The sequence below is a fragment of the Micromonospora arida genome (assembly GCF_042873195.1).
Taxonomy (GTDB): Bacteria; Actinomycetota; Actinomycetes; order Mycobacteriales; family Micromonosporaceae; genus Micromonospora; species Micromonospora arida.
In genome coordinates this window covers 516,614-535,823 of sequence record NZ_JBIALC010000004.1, presented here as the reverse complement: position 1 = coordinate 535,823, position 19,210 = coordinate 516,614, and the positions used below count along the sequence as shown (strand labels likewise).

14 protein-coding genes, 1 pseudogene and 1 riboswitch are annotated in these 19,210 nt (G+C 71.3%); of the genes and pseudogenes, 9 read left to right on the top strand and 6 right to left on the bottom strand.

The features are described 5' to 3' along the window. Nucleotides 1-478 precede the first annotated feature (478 nt). A pseudogene (locus tag ACFYP0_RS16620) lies at nt 479-1,240 on the bottom strand (membrane protein); the annotation flags it as partial. A gap of 355 nt (nt 1,241-1,595) precedes the next feature. Next, complete coding sequence (locus ACFYP0_RS16615) at nt 1,596-2,066, bottom strand: DIP1984 family protein (protein WP_124857301.1); 471 nt, start codon at nt 2,064-2,066, stop codon at nt 1,596-1,598. A 186-nt stretch (nt 2,067-2,252) separates the two neighbouring features. Here ACFYP0_RS16615 and ACFYP0_RS16610 point away from each other — a divergent pair, with 186 nt between their 5' ends. The 4 genes from ACFYP0_RS16610 (at nt 2,253) to ACFYP0_RS16595 (ending at nt 6,490) form a co-directional block, all read left to right on the top strand. After that, entirely contained in the window at nt 2,253-3,383 is a 1,131-nt protein-coding gene (locus ACFYP0_RS16610; protein WP_091406627.1) for a peptidoglycan recognition protein family protein, read from the top strand. 87 nt (nt 3,384-3,470) lie between these two features. Next, nucleotides 3,471-5,045 carry an FMN-binding glutamate synthase family protein gene (locus ACFYP0_RS16605; RefSeq protein WP_357005209.1) on the top strand — a complete coding sequence of 525 codons (1,575 nt, stop codon included), beginning with the start codon at nt 3,471-3,473 and terminating at the stop codon, nt 5,043-5,045. A gap of 327 nt (nt 5,046-5,372) precedes the next feature. Further along, a complete protein-coding gene (locus tag ACFYP0_RS16600) occupies nt 5,373-5,897 on the top strand; it encodes a GNAT family N-acetyltransferase (RefSeq protein ID WP_357005206.1) in 525 nt (174 codons plus the stop codon). Beyond that, on the top strand, nt 5,894-6,490 hold the full coding sequence (locus tag ACFYP0_RS16595) for a GNAT family N-acetyltransferase (RefSeq protein WP_357005203.1): 597 nt from the start codon (nt 5,894-5,896) through the stop codon (nt 6,488-6,490). Before ACFYP0_RS16600 ends, ACFYP0_RS16595 begins: the two co-directional genes overlap by 4 nt. On the opposite strand, the gene ACFYP0_RS16590 is transcribed toward ACFYP0_RS16595, so the two are convergent. Continuing rightward, nucleotides 6,382-7,359 carry a helix-turn-helix transcriptional regulator gene (locus ACFYP0_RS16590; RefSeq protein ID WP_357005200.1) on the bottom strand — a complete coding sequence of 326 codons (978 nt, stop codon included), beginning with the start codon at nt 7,357-7,359 and terminating at the stop codon, nt 6,382-6,384. The genes ACFYP0_RS16595 and ACFYP0_RS16590 overlap by 109 nt on opposite strands. Nucleotides 7,360-7,420: 61 nt before the next feature. Between ACFYP0_RS16590 and ACFYP0_RS16585 the strand changes: the two genes are divergently transcribed. From ACFYP0_RS16585 to ACFYP0_RS16575, 3 genes are all read left to right on the top strand, one after another. After that, on the top strand, nt 7,421-7,891 hold the full coding sequence (locus ACFYP0_RS16585; RefSeq protein WP_355501748.1) for a VOC family protein: 471 nt from the start codon (nt 7,421-7,423) through the stop codon (nt 7,889-7,891). Nucleotides 7,892-7,947: 56 nt separating this feature from the next. Next, nucleotides 7,948-9,135, top strand: a complete 1,188-nt coding sequence (gene dinB / locus ACFYP0_RS16580; RefSeq protein WP_355501746.1) for a DNA polymerase IV — start codon at nt 7,948-7,950, stop codon at nt 9,133-9,135. Nucleotides 9,136-9,257: 122 nt separating this feature from the next. Further along, the gene (locus ACFYP0_RS16575; protein WP_355501744.1) at nt 9,258-9,626 is read left to right on the top strand and encodes a hypothetical protein; all 369 of its coding nucleotides are present in this window, start codon (nt 9,258-9,260) and stop codon (nt 9,624-9,626) included. A gap of 94 nt (nt 9,627-9,720) precedes the next feature. Here the strand turns inward: ACFYP0_RS16575 and ACFYP0_RS16570 are convergent, their stop codons facing one another. Together ACFYP0_RS16570 and htpG are read right to left on the bottom strand one after the other, a co-directional pair. Continuing rightward, on the bottom strand, nt 9,721-10,389 hold the full coding sequence (locus tag ACFYP0_RS16570; RefSeq protein WP_356980478.1) for a transglycosylase family protein: 669 nt from the start codon (nt 10,387-10,389) through the stop codon (nt 9,721-9,723). Further along, a riboswitch (cyclic di-AMP (ydaO/yuaA leader) is annotated at nt 10,390-10,562 on the bottom strand. A 1,029-nt stretch (nt 10,563-11,591) separates the two neighbouring features. Continuing rightward, the gene (gene htpG / locus ACFYP0_RS16565) at nt 11,592-13,520 is read right to left on the bottom strand and encodes a molecular chaperone HtpG (RefSeq protein WP_112734437.1); all 1,929 of its coding nucleotides are present in this window, start codon (nt 13,518-13,520) and stop codon (nt 11,592-11,594) included. A 150-nt stretch (nt 13,521-13,670) separates the two neighbouring features. Between htpG and ACFYP0_RS16560 the strand changes: the two genes are divergently transcribed. Next, complete coding sequence (locus tag ACFYP0_RS16560; protein WP_124857319.1) at nt 13,671-14,369, top strand: SDR family oxidoreductase; 699 nt, start codon at nt 13,671-13,673, stop codon at nt 14,367-14,369. A 63-nt stretch (nt 14,370-14,432) separates the two neighbouring features. On the opposite strand, the gene ACFYP0_RS16555 is transcribed toward ACFYP0_RS16560, so the two are convergent. Further along, entirely contained in the window at nt 14,433-16,193 is a 1,761-nt protein-coding gene (locus ACFYP0_RS16555; protein WP_124857321.1) for a M28 family peptidase, read from the bottom strand. Nucleotides 16,194-16,395: 202 nt separating this feature from the next. Between ACFYP0_RS16555 and ACFYP0_RS16550 the strand changes: the two genes are divergently transcribed. Beyond that, nucleotides 16,396-19,173, top strand: a complete 2,778-nt coding sequence (locus tag ACFYP0_RS16550) for an ATP-binding protein (protein WP_355501740.1) — start codon at nt 16,396-16,398, stop codon at nt 19,171-19,173. Nucleotides 19,174-19,210: the final 37 nt, after the last annotated feature.

Below are 19,210 nucleotides of genomic sequence, written 5' to 3'. Positions count from 1 at the left end.
CGTGGGGGGGGGGGGGGGGGGGGGGCCGGGGGGGGGGGGGGCCCACCACCCCCCCCCCCCCCCCCCCGCCGCCGTACCGCTGGTGTCAGCGCCGGTCGACCGGCGGGATGACCGTGGTGGTCTCACTGTCGTCGCTGGTGCGCTGCCCGGGCACCGCACGATCGGTGCCGCCCGTGACCACCTGGGTGGCGTCGGGGTCGACGCCGGTGCCAACCCCCTGCGTGACGTCCGAATCGGCCGAGCCGCTGACCACCTGGGTCGTGTCGTCGGTCGCGGAGGACCGGGCCGGCGTCGGCGTCGGCGTAACGTCGTCGACGGCGCCGCGACCGACCACCTGGGTGGCGTCGGAGCTGACCGGGAAGTGGACGACCTGGGTGGCCTCCGGGTCGCTGGGCCGGGCCACCACCTGGGTCGCGTCGGCGTCGGCCGGCCGGGTCACCACCTGGGTGGCCTCCGCGTCAGCCGGCCGGGTCACCACCTGGGTGGCCTCCGCCTCGCTGGTGGTGGCCGACCGGCGGGCCAGCTCGGCCTCGGCGTCGCGGCGACCGGCCCGGTACGCCTGGGCGTGCTCGGCGATCAGCTGCGACTCCCGCTCGGCGCGGGTCAGCCACGACTCCCAACGACTCTGCATCGGACGGATCAGACCGCCGCCGACACCGACGACGAGGATGCCGCCGATCGTGGCCAGCACGGCGATCAGCACGGGAGTGGTGACCGCGGTGGCCACACCGATCTGGTTCAGCGCCGCGATGACGCCGAGGCCGAGGATGAACACCGAGGCGATGGTGGCCAGCACACGGCCGTACGACAGGCCGCCGAGCGCGCCACTGATGATGTCCTTGACCGCGTTGGCGATGGCGGCGGCGACCACGACGATGACGATCGCGACGAAGGCACGGGGCAGCCACGAGATCACCGCGCCGAGCAGGTCGGAGATCGGGTTCGGGCCCCAGATGCCGAAGGCGAGCTGAAGGGTGAACAGCAGCACCGCGTAGTAGACGAGCTTCGCGACGATGTCACTGGCGTCGTACCGGGAGCGGCTCAACGCACGGCGGATGCCGCCGCGTTCGACGGCGCGGTCGAAGCCGACCCGTTCGAGGACCTTCTCCACGATCTTCAGTACGGCCTTGGCGATCAGCCATCCGGCCACCAGGATCGCCAGGAAGGCGACGGCCTTGGGCAGGAAGAGCATCACCGAGCGGAGAGCGTCGCCCACCGCGTCGCTGACGTTGTCACTCATCTGGTCATTCCTTAAATGGGGCAGCCGGAACGGTCCGCCCCGACCTACCCCCGACCCGAGGCGCGGAAACGCCGACCAGGCAGGGTGGCCCGCACGACCGGGCACCGGTGAGCGAACAGCACGCGGCGCGGATGTGGAGTGCCCCGAACCCGCCCTCGCCGTCGAGGATCTGTACGTGGTGATGAGGTGTACGCGTTGCGGTGTTACCTGTCCTCGGTGCTGGGCTGCGTCGTGCGTGGGGAGTCGAACCCCGCGCTGCCCACCGCGCGCCAAGAAGGGTGCCGGGATTGCAGCCCGACCCTGTGTGTACACGCCTCCACGACGGCTACCTGCTCCACATCGCTGCTGGAGTCACTCAGTCCAGCAGGTCAGCCTCCCAGTTGGTGCGCTGAATCCGCACCTCGAGCTCGCGGAGCTGCCCGGCGAGCCCGTCGGCGCGTTCCCGAAGCTCGGCGACGGGCAACGCGGCGAGCATCTTCAGCTCTGAGCGGAGCTGCCGGGCCAGGTGAGCGCGTCCGCTGCCAGCGGCGGCGTCGGCGGCCGCCGTGATGGCGGCGTGCCGCAGTCGCAGGACGTCCCGCCGGGCCAACGCGTCGGTGAGCGTGCCGAGGTCGTCGACCGGCACCGTGGCGTTGGTCCGGTTGATCCGCCGGATCAGCGTCTCCAGGTTGTCGAGGACCTGGTCCAGCTCGGTCAAGAGCACCGCGGCGTCCTCCGGAGGCAGCTCGCCCTCCTGGTACCGGGCGCTGCCGTTGATCCGGGTCCGCAGCTGCTCGACCCGTCGTGCCGCTTCGGCGCGTTCGGTCAGCGCCTCACCAAGTTTCATCTCCCACCCCCGCGTCAGCGGCCAGGTTAGCCGAACGTTGATCTTTTGGCCGACCGGTTTTCCGGCTGCCCATTGGGGGTGGCCGACCTCTAGCGCGCCGCCGAGTCTTGGCAATATTCTCCGAAGTACGTGCGGCCACTGGAGCTACTTTTCATCCCCCCGCCGTGGGCCGCAGGAGGAGATGCAATGCACGTCGACCATTCCGAAGTGGATCGCCGGACGCTGCTGCGGGCCGGTCTCGGCGCCGCCACGGTCGCCGTCGTCGGGAGCGAACTCGCCTTCCCGGGCGCGGCGCAGGCCGCGCCGGGCACCGACCTGGACTGGATCATCAGCTGTGACGAGTGGGCCGCCCGCCCGCCGAAGGACCCGCTGTCGGTGAGCGCCATCGCCACCAACAAGATCATCGTGCACCACATGGCGTTCCCGAACGTCACCGACTACTCCCGCGAGCAGGCGGTCAAGCTGGCCCACGACTGCCAGGACCTGCACATGGACGGCAACGGCTGGTCGGACACCGGCCAGCACTTCACGGTGAGCCGTGGCGGGTACGTGCTGGAGGGCCGCCGGGGCAGTCTGGAGCGCCTCGAAGCCGGCGACCGGCAGATGATCTCGGCGCACTGCCCGGGTGAGAACGGCCGGGCCATCGGCATCGAGAACGAGGGCACCTACGTCACCGAGACGCCACCCGAGGCGTTGACCGACTCGCTGGTCAAGCTCTGCGTCGCGATCTGCCGGCAGTACGGGCTGCACGCGCACGACATCTTCGGCCACTGGGACTTCCGCACCACACAGTGCCCGGGCGCTGCCTTCTATCGGCAGTTCCCCGAGCTGCGGCGGCGGGTGCACGCCGCCCTGGGCACCAAGCTCGGAGACGTGCCGGCGCGCCGCTGGCCGGACCTGTGGCGTTTCGTCAACTCCCCCTCGGTCCGGGTGGTGCAGCACCTGCTCGCCCACCGGGGCTACCCGGTGACCGTCAGCGGCACGTTCGACGCCGCGACCGTCGCGGCAGTGCAGGACTGGCAGGCCCGCAACGGCATCGCGGTGGACGTGGACGCCACACTCACCACGCCGACCTGGGAGACGCTGGCGCCGGAGCTGGACCAGCACGCCGCCGGAGCGCCGGTCACGGCCGTGCAGGAAATCCTCGCCACCAAGGGGTACGCGGTCACCGTCACCGGGGCGTACGACCACGCCACCCGGAGAGCGGTGCAGGACCTCCAGGCGCTGCACGGGCTGCCCCGCAACGGCAAGCTCAGCACGAGCACGTGGTGCACGGTCGTCGGCGGATCGGTCCGCGAGTCGTTCCGGCACCGCTGAGCGCATGGTGGCGGTGCGGGGCGCACCCGCACCGCCACCAGCAGCTCACCGGTTTGATCCGCCGCACGGGCGGAAAGAGTTCCGGGCATGACCTGGGCCCGTCGAGCCGTACCCGCTGTCGCCGCCGCCGTCGCGGCCCTCGCCGCGCGGGACCTGATCCAGCGCGACCATGCGCTGCTGCGCAACTTTCCGGTCCTCGGCCGGGCCCGCTACCTGTTGGAGACGATCGGGCCGGAGCTACGGCAGTACATCGTGGCCGGCAACAACGAGGAGCGGCCGTTCACCCGCGACCAGCGCCGCTGGGTGTACGCGTCGGCCAAGGAGGAGAACAACTACTTCGGCTTCGGCACTGACAACGACATCGAGTACACCGCCGGGTACCCGATCATCAAGCACCGCACGTTCGGCCGTGCCGTGCCTCCGTCGTCACCGACCGCCGGGCACGACGTGCGGTTGCCCTGCGCGAAGGTGCTCGGCGCGGCACGGGGACGCGCCCGGGCGTTCCGACCGGAGTCGGTCGTCAACATCTCCGGGATGAGCTTCGGCTCGCTCTCCGGCAACGCCATCACCGCGCTCAACAAGGGGGCGGCGCTCGCCGGCTGCCTGCAGAACACCGGCGAGGGCGGCCTGTCGCCGTACCACCGCAACGGTGGTGAGCTGGTCTTCCAACTCGGCACCGCGTACTTCGGCTGCCGTGACGAACACGGCCGGTTCAGCCTCGACCGGTTGAAGGACCTGGTCGCCGGCGCACCGGTGCGGGCGCTGGAGATCAAGCTGAGCCAGGGCGCCAAGCCGAGCCTCGGTGGGCTGCTGCCCGGGGCGAAGGTGTCCGCCGAGATCGCCGCCACCCGGGGCATCCCGGCCGGTCAGGACTGCGTCAGCCCGTCCCGGCACGCCGAGTTCTCCGACTGCGACAGCCTGCTCGACTGGGTGGAATTGCTGGCCGCCGAGACGGGACTGCCGGTCGGCATCAAGTCGGCGGTCGGTGACCTGGGCTTCTGGCAGGAGTTGGCCACCCTGATGCGGGACACCGGCCGGGGTGTGGACTTCGTGACGATCGACGGCGGCGAGGGCGGCACCGGGGCCGCACCACTGATCTTCACCGACTCGGTGTCGCTCCCGTTCCAACAGGGCTTCTCCCGGGTGTACAAGATCTTCGCCGAGCACGATCTGCATGAAAAGGTGGTCTTCGTCGGCGGCGGCAAGCTCGGCCTGCCGGACAACGCCATCGTGGCGTTCGCGCTCGGCTGCGACCTGGTCAACGTCGGTCGGGAGGCGATGTTGGCGATCGGCTGCATCCAGGCGCAGAAGTGCCACACCGACACCTGCCCCACCGGCGTCGCCACCCAGAACACGTGGCTCGCCCGGGGCCTGGACCCGACGTTGAAGTCGGTCCGGGCGGCCAACTACCTGCGGACGCTGCGCCGCGACCTGACCAAGGTCGCCGAGGCCTGCGGCGTCGAACACCCCGGCCTGATCGGCACCGACGCCGTGGAGATCCTGGACGGCCGCACCGGCTCCACCCCACTGCACCAGGTGTACGGCTACCGACCGGATTGGGGACTGCCCTCGCCCACCGACCAGGCGGAGATCATCCGGCTGATGGTCCCGGAGGCACCCCAGGGCGGCAGCGCCCCGCCCTCCGCAACCGCCGTCGGCTGAGATCACGCCCGGAGCGTCGGCGAGGGCCGCACGCTCGGACCAGAGAAGTACCAGGCCCGGGATCGCGGATCGCGGATCGCGGATCGCGGTGAGCTTGATGACTGGGCGGCATCTTGATGACTCACAAACATCAAGCGTTTCCCCGCCATGTCCGCGAAGTGCCGCCCGCCGGCCACCACGGCCGCAACCCACACGACCGCAACCCACCACGATCGCCAGCCGCCACGACCGCCAGGCACGACGATCGCCAGGCACGACGACCGCCGGCAGATCGGTGCCTGCGATAAACGCGTGGAGCCGGCGACTCACCGCGTCTATGGTGGCGCGGTGCTGATCAGACGCGAGACGCCCGCCGACATCGACGCCATTCGGGCGGTGCACTCCGCAGCCTTCGCCAAGGCCGACGGCGGTGACGGCATACCGGTCGAGGCGACCCTTGTCGACGCGCTGCGCGCCGACGAGGGCTGGCTGCCCGCGTACTCCCTGGTGGCGACCGATTCGGACGGCCAGGTGGTCGGGCACGTGGTGGCCACCCGCGGCCGGGTGGGTGGTGCGCCGGTGGCGTTGGGCCTGGGGCCGCTGGGCGTGCTGCCCGACTGGCAGCGGCGCGGGGTCGGCAGTGCGTTGATGCACGCGGTGCTCGGCGCGGCCGACGCGCGGGACGAGCCGCTGGTGGTCCTGCTCGGGCATCCCGACTACTACCCGCGCTTCGGGTTCCGGCCGGCCGTCGAGCTGGGCGTCACCCCGCCGCAGCCGTGGGGGCCGCAGTACTTCATGGCTCGCCCGTTGCACGCCTGGCGCGAGTCGATCCGGGGCGAGTTCCGCTACGCCGGCCCGTTCGACGACCTGTGAACCGACCCGCTGTCCGTCGGCGGCGCGCCACCGACCTGGACGGTTGCGTCGCGGCGCTCGCCGAGGTTCACCGGGTCGACGGGTACCCGCTGAACTGGCCCGCCGACCCGCACCGCTGGCTGCGCGAGCCGCACCCGGCGCGAGCCTGGGTCGCCGTCGACGCCGACGCGGCCGTTGTCGGACACGTCGCGGTGCATCGGATCCCCGACCAGGTGGACGGGCCGCCCGGCCGGTCGACGGCCGAGGTGGCTCGTCTCTTCGTGGTGCCGAAAGCCCGTGGGTTGGCGCTGGGCAGCGCCCTGCTGGACCGGGCCCGCCGGTGGGCGGACAAACGCAGAACGGACCTGGTGCTGGAGTTGGCCGCCGATGGCACCGCGGCCGCCGCGCTGTACGAGCGCGCAGGATGGCAGTGTGTCGGCACCAGCACGGCACCATGGGCCGCTCCCGACGGCAGCCCGGTGTCGCTGCGCCACTACACGCTGCGTCACCGCGCGCCGGGCTCCGACGTCGCACCGGCCAGCACTGCCAGGCGACGGGCGAGCCGGCCTGCGGCCTCGCGCAGCTCGGGAGGCTCCAGCACCTCCATCTCGTGATCCAGGCGGGCGAGGTGCGCGGCGAGCCAGTCCAGGTTGTCGCCGCCGACGACCAGCACGGACCATCCGTCGCGGTCGTCCTCGACCCGCCCCACCTGTGGTGGGACCACCTCCCGCAACCGCTCCGGTGGGGCGTGCACCCGCACCCGGGCGAGGTAGCGGTACGGTGCCCCGGTCACGGCCCGCTGCACGAAGGCGGCCGGATCCGGATGCTCGCGCGCCGGGAAACGCCAGGTCGTCGCCACCGCACCCCGCATCCGATCCAGCCGGAACGTCCGCCAGTCGGCGCGGTCGACGTCCCAGGCCATCAGATACCAGCGGCGGCCGGTCGTGACCATCCGGATCGGCTCGACCGTCCGTTCCCGCTCGCCAGCGTCCCGGCCGGGATAGTGGAACCGAACGCGTACCCCGTCCCGACAGGCCCGGGCGAGTGTCACCAGCAGCTCCGCGTCGATCTCGGCGACCGGGCCGATGAGGGTGTCGGTGGAGCCGTGCACCGCCCGTACCTCGGCGCGCAGCCGCGACGGCATCACCTGGTCGAGCTTCGTGAGTGCCCGCAGCGCCGCCTCGCTCGCCCCGGCAATCGTGCCCCCGGAGGCGAGCCGCAGAGACACCGCCGTGGCGATCGCCTCCTCGTCGTCGAGGAGCAACGGCGGCAGCCGGGTGCCCGCGCCGAGTTGGTAGCCGCCACCGACGCCCGACACCGCGCGCACCGGGTAGCCGAGCGTCCGCAGACGCTGCACGTCGCGGCGCACGCACCGGCCGGTGACCCCCAGCTCGGCGGCGAGTTCGGTGGCCGTCCAGGACAGTCGTCGTTGCAGCAGCGCCAGCAGGCGCAGCACCCGCTCGGTCGTCGCCTCGACGGTCACCCGTCGATCGTTGCACGGATAGCGGAACAGCCCTGTCCGCTATCCGCGAAAGGCTGGGATCATGACCGACCAGAACAGGAAGCAGGGATCCGCCGTGACCCGCGACGTCCAGATCACGTTCGACTGCGCCGACCCGGCGCGGTTGGCCACGTTCTGGGCCGACGCGCTCGGTTACCAGGTACAGGCACCACCCGGAGACTTCGAGTCGTGGGACCAGGCGCTGGAGGCGATGGGTGTGCCGCCGGAGAGCCGCAACGACGCGTCGGCGGTGGTCGACCCCGAGGGCACACGACCACGGCTGTTCTTTCAGCGGGTGCCGGAGCACAAGCAGGTGAAGAACCGCGTCCACCTCGACGTACGCGCAGCCCCCGGACTGGAGGGTGACGAGCGGATGGCGGCCCTGGAGGCCGAAGCCGAACGGCTCGTCTCGCGTGGTGCCAAGCGGCTCAGTCGGCACGAGCCCGCTCCCCCGTTGGGCGCCGGTCATCTCGTCATGGCCGACCCCGAGGGCAACGAGTTCTGCCTCGACTGATCGGCGTTCGCCCAGCTCACTGCCGCATTCGCCGGACGCCATGCGAACATGTGTACGTGTCGCACGGCGCCAGCATCCTGCACGCCGACCTGGACGCGTTCTACGCGTCGGTCGAGCAGCGTGACGACCCGCGCCTGCGTGGGCGGCCGGTGATCGTCGGTGGCGGCGTGGTGCTCGCTGCCAGCTACGAGGCGAAGGCGCGGGGCGTCCGCAGCGCGATGGGCGGCCAGCAGGCGCGAAGGCTGTGCCCGGACGCGATCGTCGTGCCGCCGCGGATGTCGGCGTACACGGCGGCGAGCCGGGCGGTCTTCGAGATCTTCCGGCAGACCACACCGCTGGTCGAGGGGCTCTCCATCGACGAGGCCTTCCTCGACGTGGGTGGTCTGCGGCGGCTGGTCGGGCCACCGGCCGAGATCGCCGAACGACTGCGCCGGGACGTCCGCGACCGGGTCCACCTGCCGATCACGGTGGGGGTGGCCCGCACGAAGTTCCTGGCCAAGGTGGCCAGCGGCGTGGCGAAACCGGACGGCCTCCTGGTGGTCGCACCGGACGCCGAGCTGGCGTTCCTGCACCCGCTGCCGGTGGAACGGCTCTGGGGCGTCGGCCCGGTCACGGCCGCCAAGCTGCGCGAACGCAGGATCCGTACCGTCGGGGAGGTGGCCCGCCTCGGTGAGGCGGCGCTGGTGTCGCTGCTCGGCGCGGGTGCCGGCCGGCACCTGCACGCTCTGGCGCACAATCGCGACCCCCGGGCGGTGCAGGTGGGGCGGCGACGCGGTTCGATGGGCGCGCAGCACGCGCTGAGTCGCAGCCCGCACGCCTCGACGGAACTGGACGCCATCCTCGCCGGGCTGGTCGACCGGGTCAGCCGGCGGATGCGGACGGCCGGGCGGTCGGGCCGCACCGTGGTGTTGCGGCTGCGCTTCGGCGACTACACCCGGGCGACCCGCTCGCACACGGTGGGTAAGGCGACCGCCGACACGACGGCGCTACTCACCGCCGCGCGGACGTTGTTGCGGGCCGCGCTGCCCGAGATCGATCGCCGAGGCATCACCCTGATCGGTGTCTCCGTGGGCAACCTCGACGACAACCCGGTCCAGCCTGAGCTGCCGTTCCAGCCAGACCCCGGCTCCCATCTGGACGCTGCGGTCGACGCGGTCCGCGACCGGTTCGGATCAGCGGCGCTCACGCGGGCGGTGTTGCTCGGCCGGGAGCCGGGCGTGGAGATGCCACTTCTGCCGGACTGACCGATAAGCGTGCGGCGTCCACGGCCGAGCTGCGATCAGAGACACATCACAGCAGGTCGGCGGTTTAGCCGGCGGCTGACGGGTGACCCTTGAGGGGTACAGCCTGACGAGGGGGGCCCACCATGTCCGACGACACCAGCAACCGACCGAGTCGCACCGCCGAGCGTCCGCACGACGTGACCGACCCGCTGCTGTGGCAGTTGGCGATCGACGTGCTGAGCGCACACGAGCCGGACGACGAGGACCAGTGCCGCAACCTCCAGTGCGCCGGGCAGTCCTGGCCGTGCGCGGCCCGCAACGGCGCCGAGCAGTCGCTGCGACTGTCCCGCAGCACGCCCGACTCGGTCGGGAGGACCACCGACGGCGACGACAGTGACGACGTGGGCGCGGGCCGTCCCGGGGAGTCCCCGGTGCCAGCCTCCCGCTGGGGCTGGAACGCCGGCCCGGCAGCGTCGCATCGAGGGCCGAAGGCGTCCGCCTCGGCGGCGTGACGGCGGCCCGCACGAGGTACGGGCACCCGGGCTGACAGCACGACACACACGAACGCTCGGCCGGGTCACCGGCCGAGCGTTCGTGTGTCATCCGTCAGAGGCTGAGCCGCTGACCCGGAAAGATCAGACCCGGGTCTGCGCCGACCACCTGCCGGTTGTCCTCGTACAGGGCCTGCCAGCCGCCGGCCACCCGCTGGTCGGCAGCGATCTCGGACAGGGTGTCGCCCGACTTGACCAGGTACGTCTGGCCGCCCGCCACCGGCGCGGTGCGCTGGTGGTCACGGGTCGCCGGCTGCTCGCCACGCGACGACCGCTCCTGCGGCTTGGTGGGCTTCGCGGTCGACGTCGTCGACTTCTCGGTGGATCTGGTCGACGGCTTCGCGGTGGGCTTGGTCGCGGAGCCACCCTTCTTGCCGCAGGTCGGCCACGCGCCGATGCCCTGTCCGTCGAGCACCTTCTCGGCAATGGCGATCTGCTCGCCGCGGCTGGCCAGGTCGGCGCGGGCGGCGTACTTCTTGCCGCCGTAACCGGCCCAGGTGCTCTGCGAGAACTGAAGCCCGCCGTAGTACCCGTTACCAGTGTTGATCTTCCAGTTGCCGCCGGACTCGCACTTGGCGATCGCGTCCCAGTTGACGGCGGCCTGCGCCGGGGCGGCCGGCCCGAAGAGGGCGACGGCGCCGGTGACCGCGCCAACGGCAAGGGTGCCGACGGCGAGGCGGCGGGTGGTGACCCGTCGATGACGGGGGGTGTAGACAGACGTCATGTGAGCTTCCTCCACGCCGGCGAGGTGAGCTGTCGGGTTCGGGCCGAGGAGCCCGGCCGCGCGGTGGCGGCTTCACCCCGAGGTGACATGCACCGAGGAACGTGTGGGTCCCCCGCTCCTGCCCGGGTGACTGGGTTCCGACGACCGGGGGCAGGATTTGGCGTTGCCGGCCGTGGTGTCCGCAATGGCGAACCCGACCGACGTTAGGCACGGTCGGTGACGGTCGCCCACCCCCTGTGAACTTCTTCACCGGGGCACGCGGGGCGGGTCCCGCAGCGGTTGCGGGCGATCGACGTCTGTGCAGTAACCATCGTGGACCGTTTCCGATCAGGTCGGCACAGCAGGCGTGGCGAACACGGCCACAGCCCGGCCTGACAGTTCGATTCAGGCGGTCGCCTGATATCTGCGGAGCGCAGCTTCGGCGAGCTGGTCCAGGAATCTGTCACCACCGGGTTTGTTGCCCTCCTCCTGAATGACCACCAGAGTGGTTCCGATCCGGACGAGGACGCTGTCGCATTCCAGCGTGTCAGCACCGTACGTCGCGCTGCACCTGACGCGAAGACTGTCATCTCCCAACCGCGGCCCTGGTGCCACTGCGAAGCGACGGCTGCCGCCCTGGCTGGACGACGCGACGGTGGGACAACGGCCGATCAAGGTTCGCAGGTCGGCCATTGCTCGTCGTGCACCGTCATCGGCGTATGTCCTGAGGACTTCGGTCCCCACCCACAGGTCATCCGGGCCCGCGTCATAGCTGAGGGTGGCCGCGGCCATCGCTGACGGAGTCCCGGTCAGCCGCCTCGCTGACAACAGCGGGGTCATGCTGCCCGAGCAGGCGTCTGAGCGTTGCTCCCCAGAATCAGGCGACATGACTGTCGCAATCTTCACAGTGAATCCTGGCGGCACCGAGTCCGTGGCGACCAGGCGTGCGGACAACGCCGCGGAGTAGCCCGGCCCGCCCGTCGCCGGAACTGCTGGGTTGGGCGGCTTCGTGGCTGTGGCCGAGCCCGTCGCCTGCGCCGCGGAGGGGATCGCTTCGCCCGCTGACCGGTCCGCTGTACGAGCCGGTGAGGTACCGCACGCGGTCACCGTACAGACGGCCACCACAGCAGCTGACGTACGCAGCACCATCCTGAGCACCGACGGACTCCACCCTCTCGTGCGGGACGCGTCACGTTAGCTGCGGGCGAGCGATCCCCCTACGGCTACAGCGTGCGGGCCAGCCGGTCGGCGAGCGTCCGGGTGAAGCGGGCCGGGTCGGTCAGCTCACCGCCCTCGGCGAGCACCGCCAGGCCGTAGAGCAGCTCGGCGGTCTCGGTCAGGGCGGCGGTGTCGCTGCCCTGCTCGTGGGCCTTGCGCAGCCCCGACACCAGCGGGTGACCGGGGTTGATCTCCAGGATCCGCTTGGTCGTGGGGATCTCGTGCCCCATCGCTCGGTACATCTTCTCCAAGGTCGGGGTGAGGTCGTGGGCGTCGCCGACGACGCAGGCCGGTGAGGTGGTGAGCCGGGACGAGAGGCGAACCTCCCGGACGCTGTCGGTGAGGGTGGTCCCCAGCCAGTCGAGCAGCCCGGCGAACTCCTGTCGCTGCTGCTCGCGCTCGGCCTCGGCCTGCTGCTTCTCCTCGTCGGTGTCCAGGTCGATCTCGCCCTTGGCGATCGAGCGCAGTGGCCGACCGTCGTACGTGCCGACCCGCTCGACCCACACCTCGTCGACCTGGTCGGTGAGGAGCAGCACCTCGTGCCCCTTGGCCCGGAACGCCTCCAGGTGCGGAGAGTTCTCGATGGCGGCCCGGGACTCGCCGGTGGCGTACCAGATGTCGCTCTGGCCGTCCTTCATCCGCGACACGTAGCCGGCCAGGTCGGTGGGCTCGGCCGGGTCGTTGGTGGAGGCCACCGACAGGATGTCCAGCAGGGTGTCCCGGTTGTCGGTGTCGTCGATCAGCCCTTCCTTGACCACCGCGCCGAATTCGGTCCAGAAGGTGCGGTAGCGCTCGGCGTGGTTGGCCTTGAGGTCCTTGACCGTGGCGAGGACCTTCTTGACCAGGCGGCGGCGGACGATCTGGATCTGCCGGTCCTGCTGGAGGATCTCCCGGGAGATGTTCAGCGACAGGTCGTGCGCGTCGACCACACCCTTGACGAAGCGCAGGTAGGTCGGGACCAGCGCCTCGCAGTCGTCCATGATGAAGACGCGCTTGACGTAGAGCTGGACGCCACGGCGGCCCTGCGGGGAGAACAGGTCCAGGGGGGCGTGGCTGGGCAGGAAGAGCAGCGCCTCGTACTCGAAGGTGCCCTCGCCCTTCATGTGCACGACCTCGAGCGGGTCGGCCCAGTCGTGGCTGACGTGCTTGTAGAACTCGTTGTACTCGGCGGCGTCGACCTCGTCTCGGGGCCGCGCCCAGAGTGCCTTCATCGAGTTGAGGGTCTGCACCTCGCGGGTGGCGGCCTCACCGTCGGCGCCGGGGCGTTCGACGCTCATCCGAATCGGCCAGGCGATGAAGTCGGAGTAGCGCTTGACGATCTCGCGGACGGTCCACTCGGCGGTGTAGTCGTGCAGGTTGTCCTCGGTGTCGGCCGGCTTGAGGTGCAGCGTCACCGTGGTGCCCTGCGGCGCCTCGTCGACCGCCTCGATCGAGTACGTGCCCTCGCCGGTGGACTCCCAGCGGGTGCCGCCGGTCTCGCCGGCCTTGCGGGTCAGCAGGGTGACCCGGTCGGCGACCATGAACGCGGCGTAGAAACCGACGCCGAACTGGCCGATGAGGTCCTGCTTGGCGTGGGCGTCGGCGGACTCGCGCAGTTGGCGCAGCAGCTCGGCGGTGCCCGACTTGGCGATCGTGCCGATCAGCTGGACGACCTCGTCGCGGGTCATCCCGATGCCGTTGTCCCGCACGGTGAGGGTGCGGGCGTCGCGGTCGATCTCCAAGGCGACGTGCAGGTCGTCGGTGTCGGCGACGAGGTCCTTGTCGACGAGGGTGGCCAGTCGGAGCTTGTCCAGTGCGTCGGACGCGTTCGAGATGAGTTCCCGCAGGAAGACGTCCTTGTTCGAATAGATCGAGTGGACCACCAACTGGAGGAGCTGACGCGCCTCGGCCTGGAATTCCAACGTTTCGGCCTGGTTGCTCACACCGTCTCCCATCTCGGCTCGCACGGAGGTTCGCGGAAAGGATACGAGTCGTCACCGGTCCGGCTGTGGCCGCATCCGGGTCGTATTCCCGATCCGGTCGGCTCACCCTCGTGACATAGCTGACTTTGCTTGGCAGAAGTCAGGTCGGATAGCGTGACGGCCATGAAGATCGCTGGAAGCACCGCCCTCGTCACCGGCGCCAACCGTGGCCTCGGCCGGCACCTGGCCGCCGAACTCCTCGCCCGGGGCGCCACCGTCTACGCCGGCGCCCGCAACCCCGACAGCGTCGACCTACCCGGCGTGACGCCGGTCCGCCTCGACATCACCGACCCCGCCTCGGTGGCCGCCGCCGCCGAGCTGGCCGGCGGCGTGAACCTGCTGATCAACAACGCGGGCATCGACACCCGGACCGACCTCCTCGACGGCGACCTGGACCTCATCCGGCTGGAGCTGGAGACCCACTACATCGGCACCCTGTCGACGATCCGGGCGTTCGCGCCGGTCATCGCCGGCAACGGCGGTGGAACGGTCCTCAACGTGCTCTCCGTGCTCTCCTGGTTCGGCTCCCCGATCCACCCGGCCTACAGCGTCGCCAAGTCCGCCGAGTGGGCGATGACCAACGTGCTGCGCGTCCAACTCGCCGACCGGCGCGTCCGGGTCGCCGGCCTGCACGTCGGCTACCTGGACACCGACATGGCCGCCGACGTCACCGGCCCCAAGTCCGACCCGGCGTCGATCGCCCGCATCGGCGTGGACGGCATCGAGGCCGACGCGTACGAGATCGTCGCCGACGACATCAGTCGGCAGGTCCAGGCCGGGCTCGCCGGCGGGGTGGGCGCGCTCTACCCGCAACTGCCCTGACCCGTGACGGCGACGGGCCGCCGCCGGGAACACCGGCGACGGCCCGCCTGACGGGGTACGCGGTCAGCTCGCCTGCAGCGTCACGTCGTCGATCACGAAGCTGGTCTGCAGCGAGGAGTCCTCGGTGCCGGTGAACGTCAGCGTCACCGTCTGCCCGGCGTACGCGGCCACGTTGAGCGTGCGCTGGACGTAACTGCTGGAGGCGTTGAGGTTCGAGTACGTCGCCAGCGTGGTCGAGCCCATCCGCACGGTCAGCTTGTCGTACGCCGTGGACGTGGTCGTCTCGGCGGTGTCGATGCGCGTCCAGAACGACAGCGTGTAGCTGGCGCACCCGGCCGGCACGGTCACCGACTGGGACAGGGTCTCGGTGCGGGTGCTGCCGTACCCGTTGAGCCACGCCTTGTACGACCCGGTCCGGGCCGGCTTGCTGCTGGAGTTGGTGATCACCCCGGAGGACGCGGTCCACGGCGTGGTGCCACTCTCGAAGCCGCCGTTGGCGATCACCTGGCCGCCGGCGCAGCCGCCGGTGCCGGTCACGGTGAGGGTGAGGCTGGCGGTGCGGGTGACCGAGCCGGTGCCGGTGACCGTGATGGTGAAGGTGCCGGTCGCCGCGCTGGCCGACGCGGTCAGGGTCATCGTCGACGAGCCGCCGGAGGTCACCGAGGACGGGCTGAACGAGACGCTCACCCCGCTGGGCGCGCCGGAGGCGGACAGGCTCACCGACTGCGCCGAGCCGGCCGTGGTGGCGGTGGAGACCGTCGCGGTGGTGCTGGCGCCCCGCGCGACGGTGCGCGTCGTGGGGCTGACCGCGACGGAGAAGTCGTTGGTGGGGGTGCCGCCACCCACGGCGAGCTGCCACAGCGCGTACGCGACACCGTCGGCCGCCCGGTTCAGCACCGTCGCGCTGACGTTGGCGGTGGTGTCACAGGCGCGGTGGTAGCAGGGGTCGTACGCGGAGTTGGCGGTGCCGCCCCACTTGGCGGCCTGGGCGCTGGTCTTGCGGGCGCTGGCGCCAGCGGCGTAACCCGAGGTGGGGATGCCGGCCTGCTGGAAGTAGTAGTCGTCGGAGCGGCCCTGGCCCTCGACGTTCTCCTCCGGTTGCAGGCCCAGCGAGTCCCAGTACGCCTTCAGCGGCGCCGCCGTGGTCGAGGTGACCCGGTTGATGAAGTAGCCGCCGTTGGTCGAGCCGACCATGTCGAAGTTGTAGTAGCCCTTGATGTAGCCGCGCTGGGTGGCGTTGAGCGAGTTGACGTAGAACCGGGAGCCGTTGAGCCCTTGCTCCTCGTCGGTCCACCAGGCGAACCGCACCTTCTTCGTCATGGTCGGGTTCTGCGCGGCCAGGACCAGCGCGTTCTCCAGCAGGGTCGACGAGCCGGTGGCGTTGTCGTTGATGCCCGGACCGGCCGAGACGCCGTCCAGGTGCGCGCCGAACATGACCACCTGGTCGGTCGGGCCGCCGGGCCACTCGGCGATCAGGTTGTTCGAGGGGTACGTGCAGCTGGAGCAGTACTGCTCGCTGACGGTGTAGCCGGCCGCCTGGAGCCTGGTCTTGACGTAGTTGAGCGAGGCGGTGTAGCCGGCCGAGCCGGCCCGGCGGTTGCCGCCGTTGCTGGTGGCGATGGTGTTGAACTGGGTCAGGTGCGCCTGGACGTTGGTGACGGAGATGTCCGGTGCGGCCAACGCGGCGGCGGCCGCGGCGATCGGCCGGGTCACCGCCGTCGTCGCGGTCGAAGGTGACGCGGTCGCCGGCTGGGTGGCCAGCGTCACCGTCATCCCGGCGAACACGGCGAGCGCGATTCCCGCGCTCAGCGTTCTGCCTCTCATGGGGGCTCCTCGGGGTTGGAGAGATACCCGAGAGACTTACAGATATCGATCTACTGGGCATCAGTCGTTCGTCCCGAACCGCCGCCGGTTCGACGGTGGGTACCGGCGTCGGCACAGGTGAGTAGAGGTGTCAGGATGGGTAGGTAACGCGGCAGGGGTCGTTGGGCCCGGAACGGGGGCTTGCGATGGGGTCGGATCGAGCGTGACACGACCCAGCACAGACCTGTTCGTCGGCGGCGGCGACACCGGGCGGTTGATGGCACAGCTGGACTGGGCCCACACCCCGCTGGGCCCGGTCGGCGGATGGCCGCAGAGCCTGCGCGCCGCCGTCCGGATGGTGCTCTCCTCGCGGTACCCCATGCTGCTGCTCTGGGGCGAGAGCTACTCCCAGCTCTACAACGACGCGTACTCGGCGCTGATCGGCGACAAGCACCCCGCCGCGCTCGGCGACGACGTCCGGGTGACGCTGGCCGAGGGCTGGCACGTGCTCGCCCCGCTGATCGAGGAGGCCATGGCGACCGGGGTTGCCAGCTGGGTCCCCGCGCTGCAACTGCTGCTGGAGCGGGCCGGCTACCGCGAGGAGGCGTACTTCAGCGTCTCGCACGCCCCGGCCCGCGACGACGACGGCCGCACCGTCGGCGTACTGACCGTGTGCAGCGAGGTCACCCAGCAGGTGGTCGGCGAACGCCGGCTCCGTCTCCTGCGCGACCTGTCCGTGCTCGGCGACGGGCGGACCGTCGACGTGGACGCCACCGGCGCTCGGCTGATCGACGTGATCGACGGCCACCCCCTGGACGTGCCGTTCGCCGCCATCTACCTGCGCGACGGCACGGCCCTGCGCCGGGTCGCCTGCACCGGCGGCGACCAGGGGCACGCTCGGGCCCTGCCGGACGCCGTCGAGCTGACCGACCCGGGCCCGCCCGCGTACGCCTGGGGGCTGGCGGACGCCGCCGAGGGCCGGGCGACCCAGGTGATCGATGTCGCCGACCGGCTGCCGCTGCCCGCCGGCCCGTGGAACGACCCGGTCCGCACCGCACTGGCGCTGCCGCTGCCCTCCGCCGACGAGGATCAGCCGCTCGGCGTCCTGCTCGCCGGGGTCAGCCCCAGCCGAGGGCTCGACGAGGCGTACCGCTCCTTCCACCAACTGCTCGCCCAGCAGATCTCCGTGGCGATGCGCAACGCCCAGGAGTACGAGGAGGAGCGGCGCCGGATCGAGGCGATGGCGGAACTGGACCGGGTCAAGACCGACTTCTTCGCCAACGTCAGCCACGAGTTCCGTACCCCGTTGACCCTGATCCTCGGCCCGCTGACCGACGCCCTCACCGACGCCACCGCCCCGTTGGCGGCGGTGCAGCGGGAGCGGGTGGAGACCGGCTGGCGTAACGCCACCCGACTGTTGACGCTGGTCAACAGCCTGCTCACCTTCTCCAGCCTGGAGGCCGGGCGGGCGCGCAGCGACGCCCGGGTGGTGGATCTGGCCGCGCTGACCGCCGAGCTCGCCGGGGTGTTCCGGGCCGCCGTCGAGCGGGCCGGGCTGACTCTGGAGGTGAGCTGCCCACCGCTGCCCCGGCCGGTCGCGGTCGATCCGGTCAACTGGGAACGCATCGTCACGAACCTGCTCTCCAACGCGCTGAAGTACACGTTCATCGGCCGCATCCGGGTCACCCTCGACGCCGACGACGAGGAAGTGCGCCTCACCGTCGCGGACACCGGCATCGGCATCGCGGAACGGGACCTGCCGAAGCTCTTCGAACGCTTCCACCGGGTGCGGGGCGCGCGCTCGCGCAGTCACGAGGGCACGGGCATCGGCCTGGCCCTGGTGCACGAGTTGGCCCGGCTGGAGGGCGGCGACGTCCGCGTGACCAGTCAGGTGGGCTTCGGCAGCAGGTTCACCGTGACGCTGCCCTGGTCGGCGGCGCACCGCACCGCGGTCACCGGGCCGGCAGTGGACGGGCGGGGTGACGCGGCCCGCGCCGCCGTCGAGGCGGCAATGGGCTGGCTCACCGAACCGGACGACGCGCTGACCGGGCCCGATCCGGCGTCCGGGCCGGCCACGGACGAGCTGTCCGGGGCCCGGATCCTGCTCGCCGACGACAACGCCGACATGCGGGCGTACCTCACCCGGCTGCTCACCGGCCAGGGCTGGCGGGTGCGGGCCGTCACCGACGGCCGGCAGGCCCTCGACGAGATCCACCGTGATCTGCCCGACCTGGTCCTGACCGACGTGATGATGCCGGTGCTGGACGGCTTCGACCTGGTGCGCCGACTACGCGCCGACCCGACGACCCGGACGCTGCCGGTGCTGGTGCTCTCCGCCCGCGCCGGTGGGGAGGCCAGCGTGGAGGGCCTGAGCCTGGGCGCCGACGACTACCTGGTGAAACCGTTCGCCGCGGCCGAGTTGATCGCCCGGATCCGGGCCAGCATCCGCCGAGCCCGCGACCGTACCCCCGCCGTGGTGATCGGCGGCGACCCGACGACGGTCGCTACCGCGGCTTCCCCGGCCCGACCCGCCCCGATCGGCCCCGTTCCGCCGACCCCGGTGGTCGAGCCCGTCCGTGACGAGTCCGTGGTCCTGGAGGGGCCGGCCGACCCGGACGGGCTGGGCGACCTCCTCGACGTCGGATGGACGTACCCGTCCGCACCCACCTCCGCCGCCGCGATGCGTCGGGACGTCCGGGGCGCACTGAGCGAGCTGGACGTCGACCCGGACGTGCTGGAAGATCTCCTGCTCGCCGCCTCCGAGGCCATGAACAACGCCGTCGAGCACGCGCAGCGGCCCAGCCGCCCGGAGGTGCGGGTGCGCGTCCAGGTGGGTGGCGGGCTGGTCCGGATCTCGGTACGGGACTTCGGCACCTGGCGGGACCGCCGGCCGGCGATGGACCGGGGGCGCGGCGCGTTGCTGATGAACGCCTACGGCGATGTGCGGCTGGTCTCCACCGCCGAGGGGACGACGGTGACCATCGAGCGTCGACTGGCCTGAGCGCCGATCGAGTCGGCCCGGCCGGCCTGACCGGCCG

Coding starts and splice junctions, on each gene's coding strand:
- htpG (WP_112734437.1), bottom strand. CDS start 13,520: ATGGGAGACGGTGTGAGCAACCAGGCCGAAACGTTGGAATTCCAGGCC.
- ACFYP0_RS16585 (WP_355501748.1), top strand. CDS start 7,421: ATGACCGACCAGAACAGGAAGCAGGGATCCGCCGTGACCCGCGACGTC.
- ACFYP0_RS16570 (WP_356980478.1), bottom strand. CDS start 10,389: ATGACGTCTGTCTACACCCCCCGTCATCGACGGGTCACCACCCGCCGC.
- ACFYP0_RS16560 (WP_124857319.1), top strand. CDS start 13,671: ATGAAGATCGCTGGAAGCACCGCCCTCGTCACCGGCGCCAACCGTGGC.
- ACFYP0_RS16555 (WP_124857321.1), bottom strand. CDS start 16,193: ATGAGAGGCAGAACGCTGAGCGCGGGAATCGCGCTCGCCGTGTTCGCC.
- ACFYP0_RS16575 (WP_355501744.1), top strand. CDS start 9,258: ATGTCCGACGACACCAGCAACCGACCGAGTCGCACCGCCGAGCGTCCG.
- ACFYP0_RS16605 (WP_357005209.1), top strand. CDS start 3,471: ATGACCTGGGCCCGTCGAGCCGTACCCGCTGTCGCCGCCGCCGTCGCG.
- ACFYP0_RS16615 (WP_124857301.1), bottom strand. CDS start 2,066: ATGAAACTTGGTGAGGCGCTGACCGAACGCGCCGAAGCGGCACGACGG.
- ACFYP0_RS16610 (WP_091406627.1), top strand. CDS start 2,253: ATGCACGTCGACCATTCCGAAGTGGATCGCCGGACGCTGCTGCGGGCC.